Source organism: Diaphorobacter sp. HDW4B, from assembly GCF_011305535.1.
GTDB lineage: Bacteria > Pseudomonadota > Gammaproteobacteria > Burkholderiales > Burkholderiaceae_C > Diaphorobacter_A.
In genome coordinates, this window is the sequence record NZ_CP049906.1 from 101972 (window position 1) to 117824 (window position 15853).

Annotated in this window: 18 protein-coding genes; 15 read left to right on the forward strand and 3 right to left on the reverse strand. The window is 59.5% G+C overall.

Annotated features, from left to right (window positions below; all coding sequences use genetic code 11):
* The first annotated feature begins 38 nt into the window (after positions 1-38).
* The 9 genes from G7048_RS25325 (at position 39) to G7048_RS25365 (ending at position 7936) form a co-directional block, all read left to right on the forward strand.
* Complete coding sequence (locus G7048_RS25325; RefSeq protein ID WP_240933408.1) at positions 39-821, forward strand: galactosyltransferase-related protein; 783 nt, start codon at positions 39-41, stop codon at positions 819-821.
* A complete protein-coding gene (locus G7048_RS25330) occupies positions 818-1555 on the forward strand; it encodes a hypothetical protein (protein ID WP_166071255.1) in 738 nt (245 codons plus the stop codon). Before G7048_RS25325 ends, G7048_RS25330 begins: the two co-directional genes overlap by 4 nt.
* Complete coding sequence (locus G7048_RS25335) at positions 1552-2730, forward strand: glycosyltransferase family 4 protein (RefSeq protein WP_166071256.1); 1179 nt, start codon at positions 1552-1554, stop codon at positions 2728-2730. Before G7048_RS25330 ends, G7048_RS25335 begins: the two co-directional genes overlap by 4 nt.
* Positions 2727-3563, forward strand: a complete 837-nt coding sequence (locus tag G7048_RS25340; protein ID WP_166071257.1) for a glycosyltransferase — start codon at positions 2727-2729, stop codon at positions 3561-3563. The genes G7048_RS25335 and G7048_RS25340 overlap by 4 nt, the downstream gene beginning before the upstream one ends.
* 137 nt (positions 3564-3700) lie before the next feature.
* Entirely contained in the window at positions 3701-4492 is a 792-nt protein-coding gene (locus G7048_RS25345) for a GntR family transcriptional regulator (protein WP_166071258.1), read from the forward strand.
* Between the two features lie 161 nt (positions 4493-4653).
* On the forward strand, positions 4654-5244 hold the full coding sequence (locus G7048_RS25350) for a malonic semialdehyde reductase (RefSeq protein WP_240933409.1): 591 nt from the start codon (positions 4654-4656) through the stop codon (positions 5242-5244).
* A gap of 128 nt (positions 5245-5372) precedes the next feature.
* Positions 5373-6344, forward strand: coding sequence for a tripartite tricarboxylate transporter substrate binding protein (locus tag G7048_RS25355; RefSeq protein ID WP_166071260.1), 972 nt, complete (start codon positions 5373-5375; stop codon positions 6342-6344).
* Positions 6345-6411: 67 nt separating this feature from the next.
* Complete coding sequence (locus G7048_RS25360; RefSeq protein WP_166071261.1) at positions 6412-7332, forward strand: fumarylacetoacetate hydrolase family protein; 921 nt, start codon at positions 6412-6414, stop codon at positions 7330-7332.
* Positions 7333-7378: 46 nt separating this feature from the next.
* On the forward strand, positions 7379-7936 hold the full coding sequence (locus G7048_RS25365) for a VOC family protein (RefSeq protein ID WP_166071262.1): 558 nt from the start codon (positions 7379-7381) through the stop codon (positions 7934-7936).
* Positions 7937-8070: 134 nt separating this feature from the next.
* Here G7048_RS25365 and G7048_RS25370 read toward each other — a convergent pair whose 3' ends face one another.
* On the reverse strand, positions 8071-9117 hold the full coding sequence (locus tag G7048_RS25370; protein ID WP_166071263.1) for a GlxA family transcriptional regulator: 1047 nt from the start codon (positions 9115-9117) through the stop codon (positions 8071-8073).
* 83 nt (positions 9118-9200) lie between these two features.
* Between G7048_RS25370 and G7048_RS25375 the strand changes: the two genes are divergently transcribed.
* From G7048_RS25375 to G7048_RS25385, 3 genes are all read left to right on the forward strand, one after another.
* On the forward strand, positions 9201-10448 hold the full coding sequence (locus G7048_RS25375; protein WP_166071264.1) for a YbfB/YjiJ family MFS transporter: 1248 nt from the start codon (positions 9201-9203) through the stop codon (positions 10446-10448).
* Positions 10449-10652: 204 nt separating this feature from the next.
* Positions 10653-11072, forward strand: coding sequence for a GCN5 family acetyltransferase (locus tag G7048_RS25380; RefSeq protein ID WP_166071265.1), 420 nt, complete (start codon positions 10653-10655; stop codon positions 11070-11072).
* Between the two features lie 58 nt (positions 11073-11130).
* Positions 11131-11685: a hypothetical protein gene (locus tag G7048_RS25385; RefSeq protein WP_166071266.1), complete on the forward strand. Its 555-nt coding sequence runs from the start codon at positions 11131-11133 to the stop codon at positions 11683-11685.
* Positions 11686-11701: 16 nt separating this feature from the next.
* Here G7048_RS25385 and G7048_RS25390 read toward each other — a convergent pair whose 3' ends face one another.
* Positions 11702-12646, reverse strand: coding sequence for a 2-hydroxyacid dehydrogenase (locus tag G7048_RS25390; protein ID WP_166071267.1), 945 nt, complete (start codon positions 12644-12646; stop codon positions 11702-11704).
* A 24-nt stretch (positions 12647-12670) separates the two neighbouring features.
* Positions 12671-13102: a VOC family protein gene (locus G7048_RS25395; protein WP_166071268.1), complete on the reverse strand. Its 432-nt coding sequence runs from the start codon at positions 13100-13102 to the stop codon at positions 12671-12673.
* A 91-nt stretch (positions 13103-13193) separates the two neighbouring features.
* On the opposite strand from G7048_RS25395, the gene G7048_RS25400 reads away from it, so the two are divergent.
* The 3 genes from G7048_RS25400 to G7048_RS25410 are packed head-to-tail and all read left to right on the forward strand — an operon-like array spanning position 13194 to position 15513.
* A complete protein-coding gene (locus tag G7048_RS25400) occupies positions 13194-14123 on the forward strand; it encodes an alpha/beta hydrolase (RefSeq protein ID WP_166071269.1) in 930 nt (309 codons plus the stop codon).
* A gap of 53 nt (positions 14124-14176) precedes the next feature.
* Entirely contained in the window at positions 14177-15094 is a 918-nt protein-coding gene (locus tag G7048_RS25405) for a dihydrodipicolinate synthase family protein (protein ID WP_166071270.1), read from the forward strand.
* Complete coding sequence (locus tag G7048_RS25410; RefSeq protein ID WP_166071271.1) at positions 15091-15513, forward strand: RidA family protein; 423 nt, start codon at positions 15091-15093, stop codon at positions 15511-15513. Before G7048_RS25405 ends, G7048_RS25410 begins: the two co-directional genes overlap by 4 nt.
* Positions 15514-15853: the final 340 nt, after the last annotated feature.

Sequence of the window (15853 nt, forward strand, 5' to 3'; positions counted from 1 at the left end):
CAAAATTTGATGAATTTTAATCAACTGAAACGCCATCGATGACTGCCACCATATTGATGACTTATCGGGAGTTGAATCCTGAGCGCCGCAACAACCTTATGACCACTATGCGATGGTTGGCGCAGGAAGCCCCTCAGGTCCCATTGTTGATTGTGGAACAGGATACTCAGCCGCGTTTGTTCGGTGAGTTGCCTCATCCCAATTTTCAGAGCATTTTTGCATTCAACCCGCATGGATTCAACCGCTCATGGGGCTTCAACGTAGGCACGCGTATGACCCAATCAAAGGTCATGGTATTCACAGATGCGGATCTGATCGTGCGGGGTCAGTTGCGCCCGATGATCGATGCGTGCGAGCACCAATATCCGGTCGTCAAACCCTATGAAAGTGTGCGCGATCTCAGCGAAACAGAAAGCGAGACTTTGCACCAGGGTCATTGGGATCACGTACCTGCTCCCCGCCCTGAAGCGCTGCGTGAAAAATTGATGATACCCGGCGGAATGTTTGCCATACGGCGCGACGCATTTTTTCATATCGGTGGCTGGGACGAGCGCTTTGTGGGCTGGGGCGGCGAAGACAATGCATTGGCTATCAAATTGGAGCGGGCACGCATTCAAGCGAGCGTGATACCGGGAATGGCCTTGCATCTATGGCACGCGCGTGCGGATGCTCAAATGGATCAACAGCTCTACCAGAACAATTTGGCGCTGCTCGACAGTCTGATCCAATGCAGTGAAGCTCGTATGGCGCGAATGGTCGAAGTACAGCGCCAAATTATGGGCTACCAAGAAAAATATCGCCCTACCAATTTCGCAAAATGACCATCCAGCGCCGCCCCAAACCCATTGCGGGATTCACCGCCGTGTCTGAGTCGTTCCCCCTCACCGCATTGCCTGCACTTCGGACACCTAGTACGCATTTGATGATAGGAACACCAGCTTACGGCGGTATGGTGCACCTTGACTATCTCAATTCACTACTGGCCTATCAGCAAGCAGGCATTAGCTACACGTTGGCAGGAATTGGCAACGAAAGCCTCATCACTCGGGCCAGAAATACCCTGCTTTCGATGTTCTGGGCGAATGATGCGTACTCGCACCTGCTTTTTCTGGATGCCGATGTGAGCTTGCCGCCCGAAGCGCTCAAACACATGCTGGCTCAAGAGCGTGATGTGATTGGCGCACCAGTAGCACTGAAAGGGCGCAACGCACAGGGCGCGCGAATTTTCAACATTGGGCGCTGTTTGGGTGAAGCGGGTGAGCAAATTCTGGTGGAACACATCGGTACTGCCGCTTTGCTGCTAAGTCGCAAAGCCGTTGGTGCCTTGGTGAAGCAAGCCATCCAACAAGGTAGGGTGTACAAAAACTCCCGTGAAACGCTGCGCGGTGATTACGCTGCAGATACGCCGATGTACGACGTGTTCCAGGTCGGGGTGGTAGATGACGGATATATGTCGGAAGACTTCTGGGTCTGTCGCCAGTTACGTGCACTGGGTTTCAATATTCATGTGCAAATCGACGTCGTCACGCAGCATCAGGGAGTGATGCCAGCATGACCGTGTCGCAGACTTTGCGCGTCATCAGTTTTTTGGATTCGCGCGCCCCCTCGGCGCAAACGGATCTTTCCTGGCTCGCAATACGACAAATACGCGCATTGGTGAACGCTGGAATCTCTGTGCAATGGCACATTCTGGAAACACCGGCTACTGGGCTTAGTGTCATGCAGACTCAGCCTTTGGTGGCACTTAACGCGGCCGCCATTGAGTACATGGCGCAGCACGATGTACGGCTAGCCGATTTGCCAGCATTGGTGAAACGAACCGTTGTGCAAGGCGACGCGGATATCCTGCTGGCCATAACCTCACCTGAATGGTGGGCTCCATTGCTGGGGAACGCCAAACGGCGCATCGCTTATCTGGAGCGCAACCTGCACTGGCCTCAACACATGCTGTTGCGTCTATGCGCAATGTGCGACGAAGTTTGGCTGCCCGATGCGCAATGGGGAGACACTATTCTCGCAAGCAATGTTGGATTGGAGTTGGCAGTGATACCGCCGATCCGTATGCATCGCATGAGTGGCAATATTGCACAGGATCGCTTGCAGGCCTTTCAAACGTCGCTTGAGATACCGGTAGATAGTCTCGTGTTTCTTTGCGTGCTCGATAACCATGGCATGCAAGCCTGCAGTCATCTGCTGGCGGCGTGGGGCAAGGCTTTTGGTGAGCGCCCGGATGTCAATGTATCGCTGATATTGCATTGCCCACCGCACTTTGTCGATCATACAGTTCATGGCGGATCAGTGCATGCGGCCGACTGGGTCGATACGAAGATGGAATCATCGAAACATTCTGGCATTGTGCTGCTGGATCAAAACCTCAACGCTGAAGGCGCAGAACTGCTGCGCGCTTGCTCGCATATACAGATCGTGACGACCGCAGGCGATGGGCTGGGCCTGCGGGTCATGGATGCGGTTGAAGCAGGTAATGCCGTCGTCGGTCCAGCCACGCAAGGCCTTGAAGGCTTGCTCGGGCCTGATTGGCAGGGTTTCTCGGTGGAGGGTAAATCGCCGACTGATGCCTTGGCACAGGCATTGTGCGATGCCTACGAACATACGTTTGATGAAGGTCCACGTCGCACGGTGATTCAGTGGTACGCGGCAAACCACCTGTCTGAAGCAGCCTTTGTGCAACGCGTATTGCAGCGTTTGCCAACACTGCAGGTTCATGCATGAAGACCTCGAAACGATTCCATTTCATCTGCGGATTGAGTCCGCAGACTGAGCCCTTTCATCTCGTTCACTATCTATGCTTGGCATCTTGCTTGGCCGTGAATCAACCGGACGAGCTGAACGTGCACGTGCGTAACGAACCTTATGGACCTTTGTGGGACAGGATCAAAGGACGCGTAACGCTGCGCCATATCGACGAAGAAAGTACAAAGGGATTTACTCTAGCGTACTACGCTGAGCATGCAGAAGGTCGTTTGATAGCGAAACACGCCAACAACTATGCGCACGAGGCTGATTTCATTCGACTCGCTGTACTGGCGCGCGAGGGCGGCGTCTATGTGGACATTGACACCCTATTCGTCGAGCCCTATCCCGGCAGCTTGTATACCGAGTCCTGCGTACTGTGCGAAGAAGGTGCCTCGCTCTCGGGGGAGGGTGTACTGAGCCCTGTTTTGTGCAACGCAGTGATTTTTGCGCAACCGGGAAGCTCCTTTATCGAGCAGTGGGCTAGAGAAGCCAAGGTCGTTTTCGACGGCACTTGGAGCAAACATTCTTGTCAGCTCGCAACAAAACTCTGGAATCAGCTTCCTGGGCAGTTGCGCATTGCGCCGCGTCAGTGGTTCTATCACTTTGGTTACGACCGCAACGGCATTCGCTCGTTGTTTGAGCATGCCGCTCCTGTCCCTGAGCAACTGATGAGCATTCACTTATGGGCAAGTCTTTGGTGGTCAAAAGAGCGGACAGAACTCACGCGATTTCATGCCGGGCTCCTGGATGAAAATTACGTGTGTCGCAGCCCAAGCACCTACGCAGTGCTTGCTCGGCAGTTTTTGTGAAGTGCGGCGTGAGTCACCACATTAGCGTCCCAGTAAAGGCATTTATTCAAACCGGGCCATGACAACAAGGGTATGCATACGCATGTTGGTATGCAGAAACTTTAGAATGATATGCATCGTCAGCACATGAAAATACCATGCCCACCATTGCGGCCAAAGTCCAGTCCTTGATTTCCGAGCAGATCATCAGCGGCCAATTCAAGCCCGGCACCCGGCTGGATGAGCGCGAGTTGGCGCAGCAGTTCAACGTCTCGCGCACGCCCGTGCGGGAAGCGCTGCGCCAATTGGCGGCGCGCGGGCTCACGCAACTGCTGCCGATGCGCGGCGTGGTGGTCTCGGAGATCAGCGTCAAAGACCTCACCGAAATCCTGCACGCCAACTGCGAGCTCGAAGCCATGTGCGCGCGCTTGGCGGCCGAGTCCATGACCACCATGGAGAAGTCCGAGCTGCAGTACATCCACGAGCGCACCAACGAATACGTGGCCGAGGGCAATCTCGACAAGTACCTCGACGCCAACCGCGAGTTGCACCAGCTCATCCAGGAGGGCGCGCACAACTCCGTCATCTCCAAGATGGTGGGTGAAATTCGCGACCGCCTGAGCCCGTATCGCCAATTCCATCCGGCCGAGACCGATCGCCTCGCCGTCTCGCGCGATGCGCACAAGGAAATCGTCGAAGCCATCATGCAAGGCAACGGCGAAGCCGCCTATCTGGCCATGCGCGCGCACAACGCGCATCTGGGCAATGCGGCATTGCGGGCACTGCGCCAGTCCAAAGAAGCAGAAGATGCCGCGCCTGCGCAGGAGATAGAACCGGCCCGCAAGCGCGCTGCCGTCAAGACGGCAAAGTCCGCCGCGACCACCAAAGCTGCAAAGCCTGCCAAGCCCGAAAAAGCCGTAGCGGCGACACGCACACGTCGAGTTTCGTGACGCATGGATTTTTTGTTTGTATTTTGGTATACCAAAATACGCAACTGATTTAGAATTTTCGGCGGCCTGTCGGCAAGGGCTGCCGCAGGTGTCGATGAAGCACGCGCGTCCTTGCGACAGAACCAGCTGTCTCTCCACGCAATACGACAAGGATGACCACCATGGTGCTCGACACTGCCGGCGCTGACGCGCTGTTTCTCAACGCCCGCTCTCAGAACGGTTTTCTTGCCGACCGCCCTGTCGAGGAGGCCACGCTGCGCCGCCTCTATGAGCTCATGAAAATGGGGCCCACCAGTGCCAACTGCAGTCCTCTGCGTGTGGTGTTTCTCACCACCGCCGAGGCCCGCGCGAGGCTGGTGCCTGCACTCAGTCCGGGCAATGTGGCCAAGACCGCGTCTGCGCCCGTCACCGCGCTGCTGGCGTGGGACACGCGCTTTTTCGAGCAGGCCACGCGCCTGTTCCCGCACAACCCGCAGCTCTACGATGGGTTTGCGAACAATGCCGAGCACGCCCATGCCACGGCGTTTCGCAATGCCACCTTGCAGGCGGGCTATTTTCTGCTTGCCGCGCGGGCCGTGGGTCTGGATTGCGGGCCGATGTCGGGGTTCAACGAAGCGTTGGTCAATTCCACCTTCTTTCCCGACGGACAATACCGCATCAATTTCTTGTGCAATCTCGGTTATGGAGACCCCGAGAAGCTGTTCGGCAGATTGCCGCGTCTGGCCTTCGAGGAGGCTTGCGAACTGCTCTGAGAGCGTGCCTCGGCTTCGCATGCGGAGCCGACTTTGTTCTAGAGTTTGAGCACTAATGGTGATATCTATTGATATTTTGTATTTTCTTATGTATTCTTGGTATACCAAACAAGAAATCAAGGAAGACAATGTATCGAACACTCGCCACAGTGGCTGCTGCAACCCTCGCACTGTGCGCCGCAAGCTCCGCTCTCGCACAGGGCAACTGGCCCAGCAAGCCCATCACCATCGTCGTGCCCTTCGGCGCGGGCGGCAACACCGATGTGATGGCGCGCATGGCAGCCGCCCATCTTGGCAAGGCGCTGGGCACCTCGGTGGTGGTGGACAACAAGCCCGGTGCGTCGGGCCTGATCGCCGCGCGTCAGGTGCTGGGTGCACCGGCTGACGGCCACACGCTGTTCATGGCGACGGCCACGCAGATCGTCACCGCGCCATTCGTGAACGCGAGCTTCAATTTCGATGCGCTCAAGGAATTCGCGCCGGTGGTCAACATTGGCGCCAACTCCTTTGTGCTGACCACGCGCTCCTCGTTGCCAGCCAAGAATGTGGGCGAGCTGATCACGTTGGCCAAGCAGACTCCCGGCAAGATCACTTATGGCAGCGGCGGCACAGGTGCGCTCACGCAGTTGTCGGCCTATCTTTTTGCCAAGCGGGCAGGCGTGGAGATGACCCACGTGCCCTACAAGGGCGGCGCGGCCGTGATGACCGATCTGATCGGCGGCCAGATCGATATGTATTCCGCCAGTCCGTCGGAAGTCATTCCGCAGATGAACAGCGGAAAGATTCGCCTGCTCGCCATCTCCAGCCCCACGCGCCTGAAGGAGTTGCCGAACGTGCCCACCATTGCCGAGACCTTTCCCGGCTATGAAGTGAGCACCTGGAACGGTCTGGTGGCCAAGGCCGGCACACCGCCCGAAGTGCTCGACCGCATCGCAAGCGAGGTCGCGAAGATGAAGGACGATCCGGCCATCGTCAAGAAACTCGAAGACATGGGCGTGGTGCCGATGTTCGTGACCCGTGCCGCCTTTGGCGCGCAGATCCAGCGCGAAGTGGACATGTGGGGCAAGGCCCTCAAGAACTCCGGCATCCAGGCCGATTGAAGCATCAAAGAGCAAGTGAAGGTGCGCAGCGACTGCTGTGCAGCATATTGAAAGCAAGGAACGAGACATGCAATGGTTTGGAATCGCCGCCTACGCGGCAAGCAATGGTGGTGAACGCGTGGGACTGGTGGTGGACGAGAAGGTCTACGACGCACAGGACGCTTTGAAGGCTTCGGGCCTGCAGTTGCCCGCCGATCTGGGCACGTTGCTCGCCCACTGGGAAAGCTCTGGCGCAATCGTCAAAGCGCTTGAAGACGCGGGCGCGGCCATCCGCAGCGGAAAGCTGGAGTTGCCCGTGCAGCGCGGCGCAATCGGCGTGCCCTACTCGCCCACGCGCATCTTCGCCACGGCATCGAACTACTACGAACACGCGGCTGAGATGGGCACCAAGCTGGCTGCACGCAGCGAGAGTACGCCCTACATTTTCATCAAGGCCGACAGCAGCATCACGGCAACCAAGACCGCCGTGGTGATGCCATCGAACACCATGAAGCTCGACTGGGAAGTGGAACTGGCCGTCATCATCGGCAAGGGCGGTCGCAACATCAGCGCTGCGAATGCATACGAGCACATCGCGGGCTACACCGTGATCAACGACGTGAGCGCGCGCGACCTCACACGCCGTTCGGACTATCCGTTCTCGCACGACTGGTTCCGCGGCAAGAGTTTTGACACCTTCGCGCCCATCGGCCCCTGGTTCGTGCCGCGCGACTGTCTGGGCGATCCGATGAAGCTACGCATGCAGCTCACGGTGAATGGCGAATCCATGCAGGACGCGCTGACAGAAGGCATGATTTTCAACATCGCCGAGCAGATCGAATACCTCTCCAGCATCCTCACGCTGCGCCCCGGCGACATGATCGCAACCGGCACGCCGACGGGGGTGGGCATGGGCAAGGGCATCTTCCTGAAGCCGGGCGACGTGATGGTCGCATCGGTCGAAGACATCGGCTCCATCGAAAACCACATCGTGGCCGCTGCACAATAACGGATCAGGAGCGAGCGCATCCATGCGCTCGCCAGGAGACAAGACGATGACGCAGACAGAAAAAAGCAAGCTCAGGCCGCGCCGACTCGGGCACATGGTGCTCATGGTGCGCGACATCCAGAAGTCGGCCAAGTTCTACACCGAGGTGCTGGGACTGGAAGTGTCGGACTGGATCGGTGAGAACATGGTGTTCCTGCGCGCAGGCACCGATCACCACGATCTCGCGCTCGCGCAATTGCCCGACCAGAACTCGCCCGACTACAACGACCTGCCGCGCTATTCGCGCCCTGGGCTCGAGCATTTCTCGTACCTGATCGACAGCGAGGAAGAGATGGAGCGCTCCGTGAAAGTGCTGCAGGAGCACGGCGTCGAGATCGTGCGCGGCATCGGTCGCCACGGCCCCGGCAACAACCTGTTCCTCGTCTTCAAGGACCCGGACGGCAACAACGTCGAGGTGTATTGCGACATGACCCAGATCCCGCAGGACGGCAAGCATCAGGCCGAAGTGTGGGAGCGCAATCTGGAGAGCTTCGACCAGTACCGGCTCGAGCGCTTCGTCGTGCCGCCGCCGGCACATCTGGTGGCGTCCAAGACGCAGAAGTAAAGCCTCTCAAAAATCAATGCGAGCGGAAGTTTCGGGGGACGTCATGTCCCCCGCTTTTGTTTGAGCGGGCAAGCCGTCGTCGAGGCAAAGCGTGCCTTCGGTACAGCATAGACATTCATCACAAAGCCACTACCTTACCCCTCGTCCACCCCCGCCGCATGTCGCAACACGCCCGGCGGCAGTTGCGCCATTTTCATGGTGAGCTTGCGCAGCGCCGTGGCGTTGGCATAGCCGACACGCTGGGCAACGGCTTCCAGCGGCAAATCGCCCTGTGCCAGCAAGCGCTGGGCGTGGCGCATGCGCACCGTGTTGACGAGTTGCAGCGGTGCAAGCCCCGTGCTGGCGGCGATGCGGCGTGACAGGGTGCGCGCCGTCATGCCCAGCGCATCGGCCGCGTCAGCAATGGTGGGGATGTGGGGCAGGCGCGCTTCGATCAGGGCTTCAAAGCGCATGGCCGTGTCGTCGCCCGCGCCGCGCATATGTTCCCACACGCGGTAGCGCGCCTGACTGCTGCGGCTGTCCACCAGCAGGTATTGCATGACGCGTTGTGCCACGGCTTCGCCCTCTTGGCCGCCGATGGAGGCTTGCACCAGGTGCAGCATCAAATCGGCCTGGGCCATGGCGGCACCAGCGCTGGTGATGCGGCCATCTTCCACCAGCATGCGGTTTTCATCCAACTGGGCCTTGGGAAACTGACGGCGCACAAAATCGCCCAGACGCCAGTGCGTGGTGGCGCGCCGCCCATCCAGCAAACCCGCCATGCCCAGCAGCAGCACACCCGAGCAGGAAGCGGCCACACGTCCTCCCGCTGCGTAGTGCCGCGCAGCCAACTGAGCGTAGGCCGTGGCGTCGGGTGCAGCCATGCGCGCCTGCAAGCGCTCTTGCGCATAACGTTCGTTGATGTTGCCCTGTCCGGCCGCGCTGTAACCGGGGACATCCCCATCCAGCCCAATGCCGGGGATGACCAGCACCGATTGCGGCGACAGGCGCAAGCCCGCCAGCGGCGTTGCGGACATCGACATGCCGCTGGACAAAGCCACCTGCGACGCGAAGCTGGCGACCTGCCAATCCACGCTGCCAGTCGGCGCGCCGCAACGCCTGGCAAAGCTCAGAATGTCGAGGCTGGCACCTACGCTACCGGCCAGAACACCTTCTGGCACCAGGATAGTAAAACTGGTCATTGCTAGTCTAATTTGGATGTTTATTGCACATTTCAGACAAGCACTCTAGCATGGCCCACAAAACAATCCTTTCGAGACAGGCCATGACTGCAGAGACACCAACACGAGCACCAACACCCGCTCCCAGCCCTGCGACGGCGCAGACAACGGCCAGCACAATCCGCCATCCGTTCGCCATCGCGCTCGCCTTGTCGCTGGGTGCCGCCGTGGCGCTGGGGATTTCGCGTTTTTCGTATGGCTTGCTGCTGCCGCCCATGCGCGATGACCTCGGTTGGTCGTATCTGCTGGCGGGCAGCATGAACACCGCCAACGCCCTGGGCTACTTTGGCGGCGCGCTGCTCACGCCGTGGCTGATGCGGCGTTTTGGCGCTTGGCGTCTGCTGATGGTGGGTTCTGTTTTGGCAGGTGCCTTCATGCTGGCGTCAGGTGCCATCACCGATACGGGAGCGTTGATGGTGCAGCGCGTGCTTGCGGGTGCGGCGAGTGCCTTGGTCTTCATAGCAGGTGGCGTGCTTGCAGCGCGCCTGGGCAGCATGTTTGCCACGAATGCGGGCTTTTTGATTGGCCTGTACTACGGCGGCACGGGTATTGGCATTGCGCTGTCGGCCTTGCTGGTACCCGCCAGTTTGGGCGCTGCACATGCGCAAGGCGTGGCGCACAGTTGGCAATGGCCATGGCTGGCCTTGGGGTTGGCCTGCTTTGTGGCGGCTGCTGCCATGGCGTGGCCCGCGCGGCAGATTGGCGAGCCCACCCGTGCGCAGGCAGGCAGCAGCCAGTTTGCGCTGCGTGATTTTGGCTTTGGTCTGGGCGGCTATTTCATGTTTGGCGCGGGCTATATCGGCTACATGACCTTTGTCGTCGCCTTGCTCAAGCAGCAAGGCATGTCGCCCACACGCATCACCGTGTTCTACGCGCTGCTGGGCGTAGCTGTTCTGGTCAGCTCGCGCATCTGGGCACGCATGCTCGACTACTTCAAGGGCGGGCAGTCGCTCGCCATCCTGAACCTGGTGCTGGCCGTGGTCACCATCTTGCCCGCGCTCACGGCATGGGTGCCGGTGGTGTTTGTGTCAGGCATGGTGTTTGGCGCGGTGTTTTTGTCGGTCGTGGCATCGACCACGACGCTGGTGCGCCACAACCTCCCACCAAGCGCATGGCCTGCGGGCATCAGCGCTTTCACCACCGTGTTTGCGCTCGGCCAGATCATCGGCCCGACGCTGGTCGGTTGGGTCGCCGACGGCGAGGGCGGACTCGAGCGCGGACTGGTGGTATCGGCGGCTTGCTTGCTGCTGGGGGCGGTGTTGGGGTGGCAGCAGAAGGCCTTGAATGTTTGATGGCAACGACTGCTTGCGGTCATCAAACAGAGGGGGTTTCTTGAGATTGGCGAAATCGAACTTTTCGATCAAGATAAGCGCAATCCATCTCTATGGATTTGGGAAGCGAACTCATCTACTGTCTGCGGTCGACGCGCAGAATTACCGGCTGCGTCCAAGCCGATGAGTTCATGTCCATCCATTTGCGACCTCAGGAAATCCCCGATGCCCTATCCGCCAGTTTTAGATGCAAGCCTCGTTGGGTCATATCCAGCTGCTGCCAAGGCAGGGGGCGGCTACGTGTGGGATGCTGTACTCGAATACCGTGTATGGCTTCACCCCGAGCGCGGTGCGCCAGACGAAGCCGATGGCAGTGACTACTACTATGCCTTTGACTCTTATGAAGAGGCGAAAGAGTTCGCAACTGCGACAACGGGCGCCGAAGAACCGCTCGCGCTCGTACTTCAAAGAGAGTACATCGATGAGCCAGAGGACGGAGTTTTCATGCACATCTGCGAAGAGCGAGTCACTGAATGGCCAGTTGCATTCCTCCGCCGACCAAGAAGAACCGACAAGACGATTCCCAACTTTCTTGCCCCTGATGCGCCTGACAATCGTTTGGAAATTCTCAGGGGAACTCAATGATTCCATCAACAACGCTTGAAAAGCGTTCAACGATCAACGCCAGCAAGGAGACTCGTTCATGATGCGATTGCAGCGGAATATCTGTCTTTTCACCGGAGCCCTGCTGCTCGCGTTCGGCGTGCATGCGGCCGAAATGTTGGAGCAGCGCTCGTTCGCCAACGAGAACGTGGGGGCCGTCACGCTCACGGCGCCCAAGGACTGGAAAGGCGTCCAGCGCGCGCATATCCACTTCGGCACGACCTTCTACCGGCTCGTGCCGCCGAAGGAAGGGCAGTTCGATTTCGAGATTCTGGTCAACGACCTCAAGCATATGAAGATGGATGCGCTGGTGGACAAGGACCTTGAGCGTTACATCGAAAGCAATATGGCCCAGGCGGCACCGCAATCCCGCGAGGGAACCGTCAAGGCAGCGCGCTTTGGCAAGGCGGGAAATGCCGTGTATGCGCGCTTGACCGACAAGGCGCCCAAGCCGGGCGAGTTCCACTACTTCACGCAAGGAGTGAAGCTGCAAGGCCAGAAGGTAGTGCTGTTCACGCTGATGTCCAACGACAAAGATGGCGCGGTGCTCAAGCAGGCGCTGCAGATCGTCGACAGCGTTCAGTTCAAGGACTGACGCGAAGTTTGCCGTCTCAAGCTGCGATGACCATCGCTGGTCGGCGGCCTTGGAGCGCATCCGCAAAACTGGCCAGCAGCACATCCGTCTGCGCACGATGCGCGGCTGGCGAACGGCCGGCCATGTGCGGCGTGAGCAGCACGTTGTCCATGGCTTTGAGCGCGTCGGGAATGGTGGGTTCGCCTTCGAACACATCCAGCCCCGCGCCTGCGATCACATCGGCCTGCAGTGCATGCACCAGATCAGCGGTATGCACCACCGACCCGCGCGCCACATTCACGACAAAGCCCTGTGAACCCAAAGCGCGCAGCACCTCGGCATTGATGATGTGGCGCGTGGCTGCGCCGCCGGGACACGCGGCCACCAGATAGTCGCACTGCTCGGCCATCTTGAGCAGATCGGACTCATGGGCATAAGGCAGATCCGAGCGCGACGTTCGGGTGTTGTAGAGCACCCGCATGCCGAATGCGGCGCAGCGGCGGGCAATCCCTTGACCGATGCGACCCATGCCGATGATGCCCACGGTCGCACCACACAACGTGGGCTGCGCGGCGCGTGCGCTGTCCCATTGTCCATTGCGCACGGCATGCGTCAGTACGGCGTAGCCACGGCTGAGCGCAAGCATGAAGCCGAGCGCGTGATCCGCCACGGTTTCGTCGTTGGTGCCCGGCGCGTTGGTGACGATCACCCCGCGTGCATGCGCCGCAGGCACATCCACGTTCTCGTAGCCCACGCCGAAGGCGCTCACGACACGCAACGCGGGCATCTGCTGAATCCATTCGGCAGACAGACCTGTCGTGCCATTGGTGACGACGGCGACGATGCGATCGAGCGGAACAAGCGCATCCACCGGATCACTCAGCCCACGCGCCGCCAGGTGCAATTGGTAGCGCTGTGCCAGTGCCTCGCGCGTCATTGCGGGCAAGGGGATCAGAGAGAGAACGTGGGGGCGGCTGTCCATGCGTGGGCTCCGGGCAATCTGGCGTCAAGCTGTCTTCTGCGGCTCGGCTTCTTCCACCGGCTGCACGTGCTTGACGGCACCCTTCCAGCCTGATTCGGTGATGTCGAACACGATGCCGTCGGGCGTGCGGTACTTCACTTCGTAGAACACGTTGGGATCGGTTTCCTTGCGGCCCGTGAGGTAAGTGCCACCAGCGGCGATCACCTTCTTCTCAGCCTCTTCCAGGTTGTCCACCCACATGCCGAAGTGGATCACGCCGCGCACGTCCTTGAGCTTTTCATAGCCAGGCACTGCTTCGTCCTTGAAGTTCAGCAGCGCCACGTTCATCACGCCGTCCGTCATGTACCAGCCTCGCATGGCGCGACCCGCGCGGGTCATGCCGAAGGCCTGCTCAAAGAAGGTGGCGGCGGCTTCCGGGTCGCTCACCGAGAGGGCGATGTGTCTGAGTTTTTCCATGCTGATGCTCCTTTGTGTATATCAGTTAGCGAATTATATAGACTGAATCTGTATTTGGTATACCAATTAATGCTTGTGTATAATTTTTAGCATGATTCACGAAAACCAACCTTTCGGCTCGCTGAGCACGCATGAGCAGTCCTTGCTCGATGCCGCAGGCGCTGTCTGGGCCACGGACATCAACAAGCACCGCGATCTGGTCGTGAGGACCTACTCCCCGCTGGTGCTGCAGGCCGACAACAGCGGCATCGACGTCGAGCGCGATGTGTCTTACGGCAGTGCCGAACGCCAGCGCCTCGATGTCTACACACGCGATGAATGGCGCAATGAATCGCGCGATGTGCTCATGTTCTTTCATGGCGGGGCCTTCATTCGTGGCAACAAGAGCGCCAACGGCGCGATCTACGACAACGTCACCTACTGGTTTGCGCATCAAGGCTGTGTGGCAGTGAATGTGGAATACCGGCTGGCAGCAGATGCGCCCTATCCTGGCGGCGCAGAGGACGTGATTGCCGCCGTGCGCTGGGTTCAGCAGCACATTGCCGCCAGCGGGGGCAACCCGCGTCGCATCTTTCTGATGGGGCATTCGGCAGGCGGATCGCATGTGGCGAGTGCGCTGCTCGATCCGGCGATGCTCGATCGGCTGAATGAGAACGACGTGGCCGGAGCCATGTTGATCAGCGCGCGCCTGAAGGCCGATGTGCTGCCCGACAACCCCAACGCCAACGGCGTGCGTGCTTACTTTGGCGAAGACGAAACGCTCTACGCCGAGCGCTCGCCCGCAAGCCATGTGGAGCGCAGCAATGTGCCGCTGCTGATTGCCGTGGCGGAGCACGAAAACACCCATCTGGACCGCTACGGGCGCGAGTTCTACGACTGCGCACTGCAAAGCGATCGCACGGCGATCACGCGCTTTCTCAAGCTGAATCGGCACAACCACACCTCCATCGTTGCGCACTTCAACAGCGGCGAAGAAACGCTGGGCCCGCAACTGATCCGTTTCATGCACGACACGCGCTGAAGTGCGCCCACACCACCACCGATTCATTCGACCACAACGGAGACAAGCAAGCCATGGCTGCCACACCCCAACCCCGCAACGCACGGGTTTTCACACCGGCCCTCACCCCTTTCAACGCCGACCAGAGCGTCAACGTCGAGGCCTTCATCGACTTCTGCCGTTGGCTGATTTCGCAGGGCTCGGGATTGGCGGTCTTCGGCACCAACAGCGAGGCCAATTCGCTGGGACTCGAAGAGAAGATTCTGCTGCTCGAAAAGCTTGTCGAGGCTGGCATTCCTGCCGACCAGATGGTGCCTGGCACGGGCCTGTGCGCGTTGCCCGAAACCATTGCGCTCACGCGCGCTGCCGTGGCGCTGGGCTGCGCGGGCACCTTGACGCTGCCGCCCTTCTATTTCAAGCCAGCGTCGGACGACGGACTGTTCGACTATTACACGCGCATCATCGAGGCCGTGGGTTCCGAGCGGCTCAAGCTCTACCTGTATCACATCCCGCAGTTCACCGGCGTGCCGATCACGATGACGCTGATCGAGCGTCTCATCAAGGCTTATCCCAGGACCGTGGTGGGCATCAAGGACAGTTCCGGCAACTGGGAAAACACCGAACGCATGCTGCGCGAGTTCCCCGGTTTCGAGGTCTATCCGGCCTCCGAAGCCTTGCTCGAAAAGGCCTTGCCACTGGGCGCGGCGGGTTGCATTTCGGCGACTGCCAATGTGCAGCCCGCCACCATTGCCCGGGCACTGAAGGCCTGGGGAACATCGGAGTTCGATGCCCTGCAGGCGCAACTCAAGGTCGTGCGCAACATCTTCCAGGCGCAGCCCATGATTCCTGCGCTCAAGCATGTGGTCGGCGCGCATTTTGGCAACGCCGATTGGAGCCATGTGCGCCCACCACTGGTAGCAGCCGATGCATCCTGGTCCGCGCCGCTGATGGCCCAGCTCGCGGAAGCGGGCTTCAACATGCAGCCGGCATGAGCAACACAAGCCACGCGACCAGCAGCTTGCCCAAGCCGCTCGGCGCATATGCACGCTGGCGTCAGCATGGCTCGGCACTGTATGTCGCAGGCGTGAGCGCACGCTTGCCCGATGGGCGCATCGACGGCGTCACACGCGACGTCAGTGGTGCAGTGACCTATGACGTGGCAGCGCAGACCCGCCGTGTGCTGTGCAACATCGAAGGGATACTGCTCGAAGCGGGAGCCACGCTGGCCGACTGTCTCGACATGACGGTGTTTCTCGTGAACCCGGACGACTTTGCCGTCTTCAACGCCACCTATGCCGAGTTCTTCGGCGCGCAAGCGGAACCACCCACGCGCACCACCGTGGTCGTGCGCGGTCTGCCGCATGCGGACATGGTGGTGGAGATCAAGGCCATCGCGCGCGCGCCGCGTTGATGTGCACTTGTCTGCGCCTGTTTCAAGCAGCCCTTGCGGCTGCTTTTTTCATGGACCAACGGTCTTGCGCACGTCACTCGGAACCGATGCGCAAGCAACCGCATTCATCGCGACGGTGCATTTCAAAAGACACATGGAGATGTCGGCCCTCATACCCGCGCAGCGACTTTTCTCACTTTTCTCTACTCGTTTTCACGTAGATATAGCTTTGCAGACTACATATTCTGCTCTGAACAATATATATTCTTGGTATACCCAAACGCGTTGATGTATTTCATTCGATCAAGGGAAGCCTGAAACGCCCCACGCATCCGTAAGGAAGCCGGATGCAGGCCTCGCA

What these genes read in the sequence shown, in the direction of transcription:
- G7048_RS25325 (WP_240933408.1), top strand. Translation starts at nt 39, where the DNA reads ATGACTGCCACCATATTGATGACTTATCGGGAGTTGAATCCTGAGCGC.
- G7048_RS25330 (WP_166071255.1), top strand. Translation starts at nt 818, where the DNA reads ATGACCATCCAGCGCCGCCCCAAACCCATTGCGGGATTCACCGCCGTG.
- G7048_RS25335 (WP_166071256.1), top strand. Translation starts at nt 1,552, where the DNA reads ATGACCGTGTCGCAGACTTTGCGCGTCATCAGTTTTTTGGATTCGCGC.
- G7048_RS25340 (WP_166071257.1), top strand. Translation starts at nt 2,727, where the DNA reads ATGAAGACCTCGAAACGATTCCATTTCATCTGCGGATTGAGTCCGCAG.
- G7048_RS25345 (WP_166071258.1), top strand. Translation starts at nt 3,701, where the DNA reads ATGCCCACCATTGCGGCCAAAGTCCAGTCCTTGATTTCCGAGCAGATC.
- G7048_RS25350 (WP_240933409.1), top strand. Translation starts at nt 4,654, where the DNA reads ATGGTGCTCGACACTGCCGGCGCTGACGCGCTGTTTCTCAACGCCCGC.
- G7048_RS25355 (WP_166071260.1), top strand. Translation starts at nt 5,373, where the DNA reads ATGTATCGAACACTCGCCACAGTGGCTGCTGCAACCCTCGCACTGTGC.
- G7048_RS25360 (WP_166071261.1), top strand. Translation starts at nt 6,412, where the DNA reads ATGCAATGGTTTGGAATCGCCGCCTACGCGGCAAGCAATGGTGGTGAA.
- G7048_RS25365 (WP_166071262.1), top strand. Translation starts at nt 7,379, where the DNA reads ATGACGCAGACAGAAAAAAGCAAGCTCAGGCCGCGCCGACTCGGGCAC.
- G7048_RS25370 (WP_166071263.1), bottom strand. Translation starts at nt 9,117, where the DNA reads ATGACCAGTTTTACTATCCTGGTGCCAGAAGGTGTTCTGGCCGGTAGC.
- G7048_RS25375 (WP_166071264.1), top strand. Translation starts at nt 9,201, where the DNA reads ATGACTGCAGAGACACCAACACGAGCACCAACACCCGCTCCCAGCCCT.
- G7048_RS25380 (WP_166071265.1), top strand. Translation starts at nt 10,653, where the DNA reads ATGCCCTATCCGCCAGTTTTAGATGCAAGCCTCGTTGGGTCATATCCA.
- G7048_RS25385 (WP_166071266.1), top strand. Translation starts at nt 11,131, where the DNA reads ATGATGCGATTGCAGCGGAATATCTGTCTTTTCACCGGAGCCCTGCTG.
- G7048_RS25390 (WP_166071267.1), bottom strand. Translation starts at nt 12,646, where the DNA reads ATGGACAGCCGCCCCCACGTTCTCTCTCTGATCCCCTTGCCCGCAATG.
- G7048_RS25395 (WP_166071268.1), bottom strand. Translation starts at nt 13,102, where the DNA reads ATGGAAAAACTCAGACACATCGCCCTCTCGGTGAGCGACCCGGAAGCC.
- G7048_RS25400 (WP_166071269.1), top strand. Translation starts at nt 13,194, where the DNA reads ATGATTCACGAAAACCAACCTTTCGGCTCGCTGAGCACGCATGAGCAG.
- G7048_RS25405 (WP_166071270.1), top strand. Translation starts at nt 14,177, where the DNA reads ATGGCTGCCACACCCCAACCCCGCAACGCACGGGTTTTCACACCGGCC.
- G7048_RS25410 (WP_166071271.1), top strand. Translation starts at nt 15,091, where the DNA reads ATGAGCAACACAAGCCACGCGACCAGCAGCTTGCCCAAGCCGCTCGGC.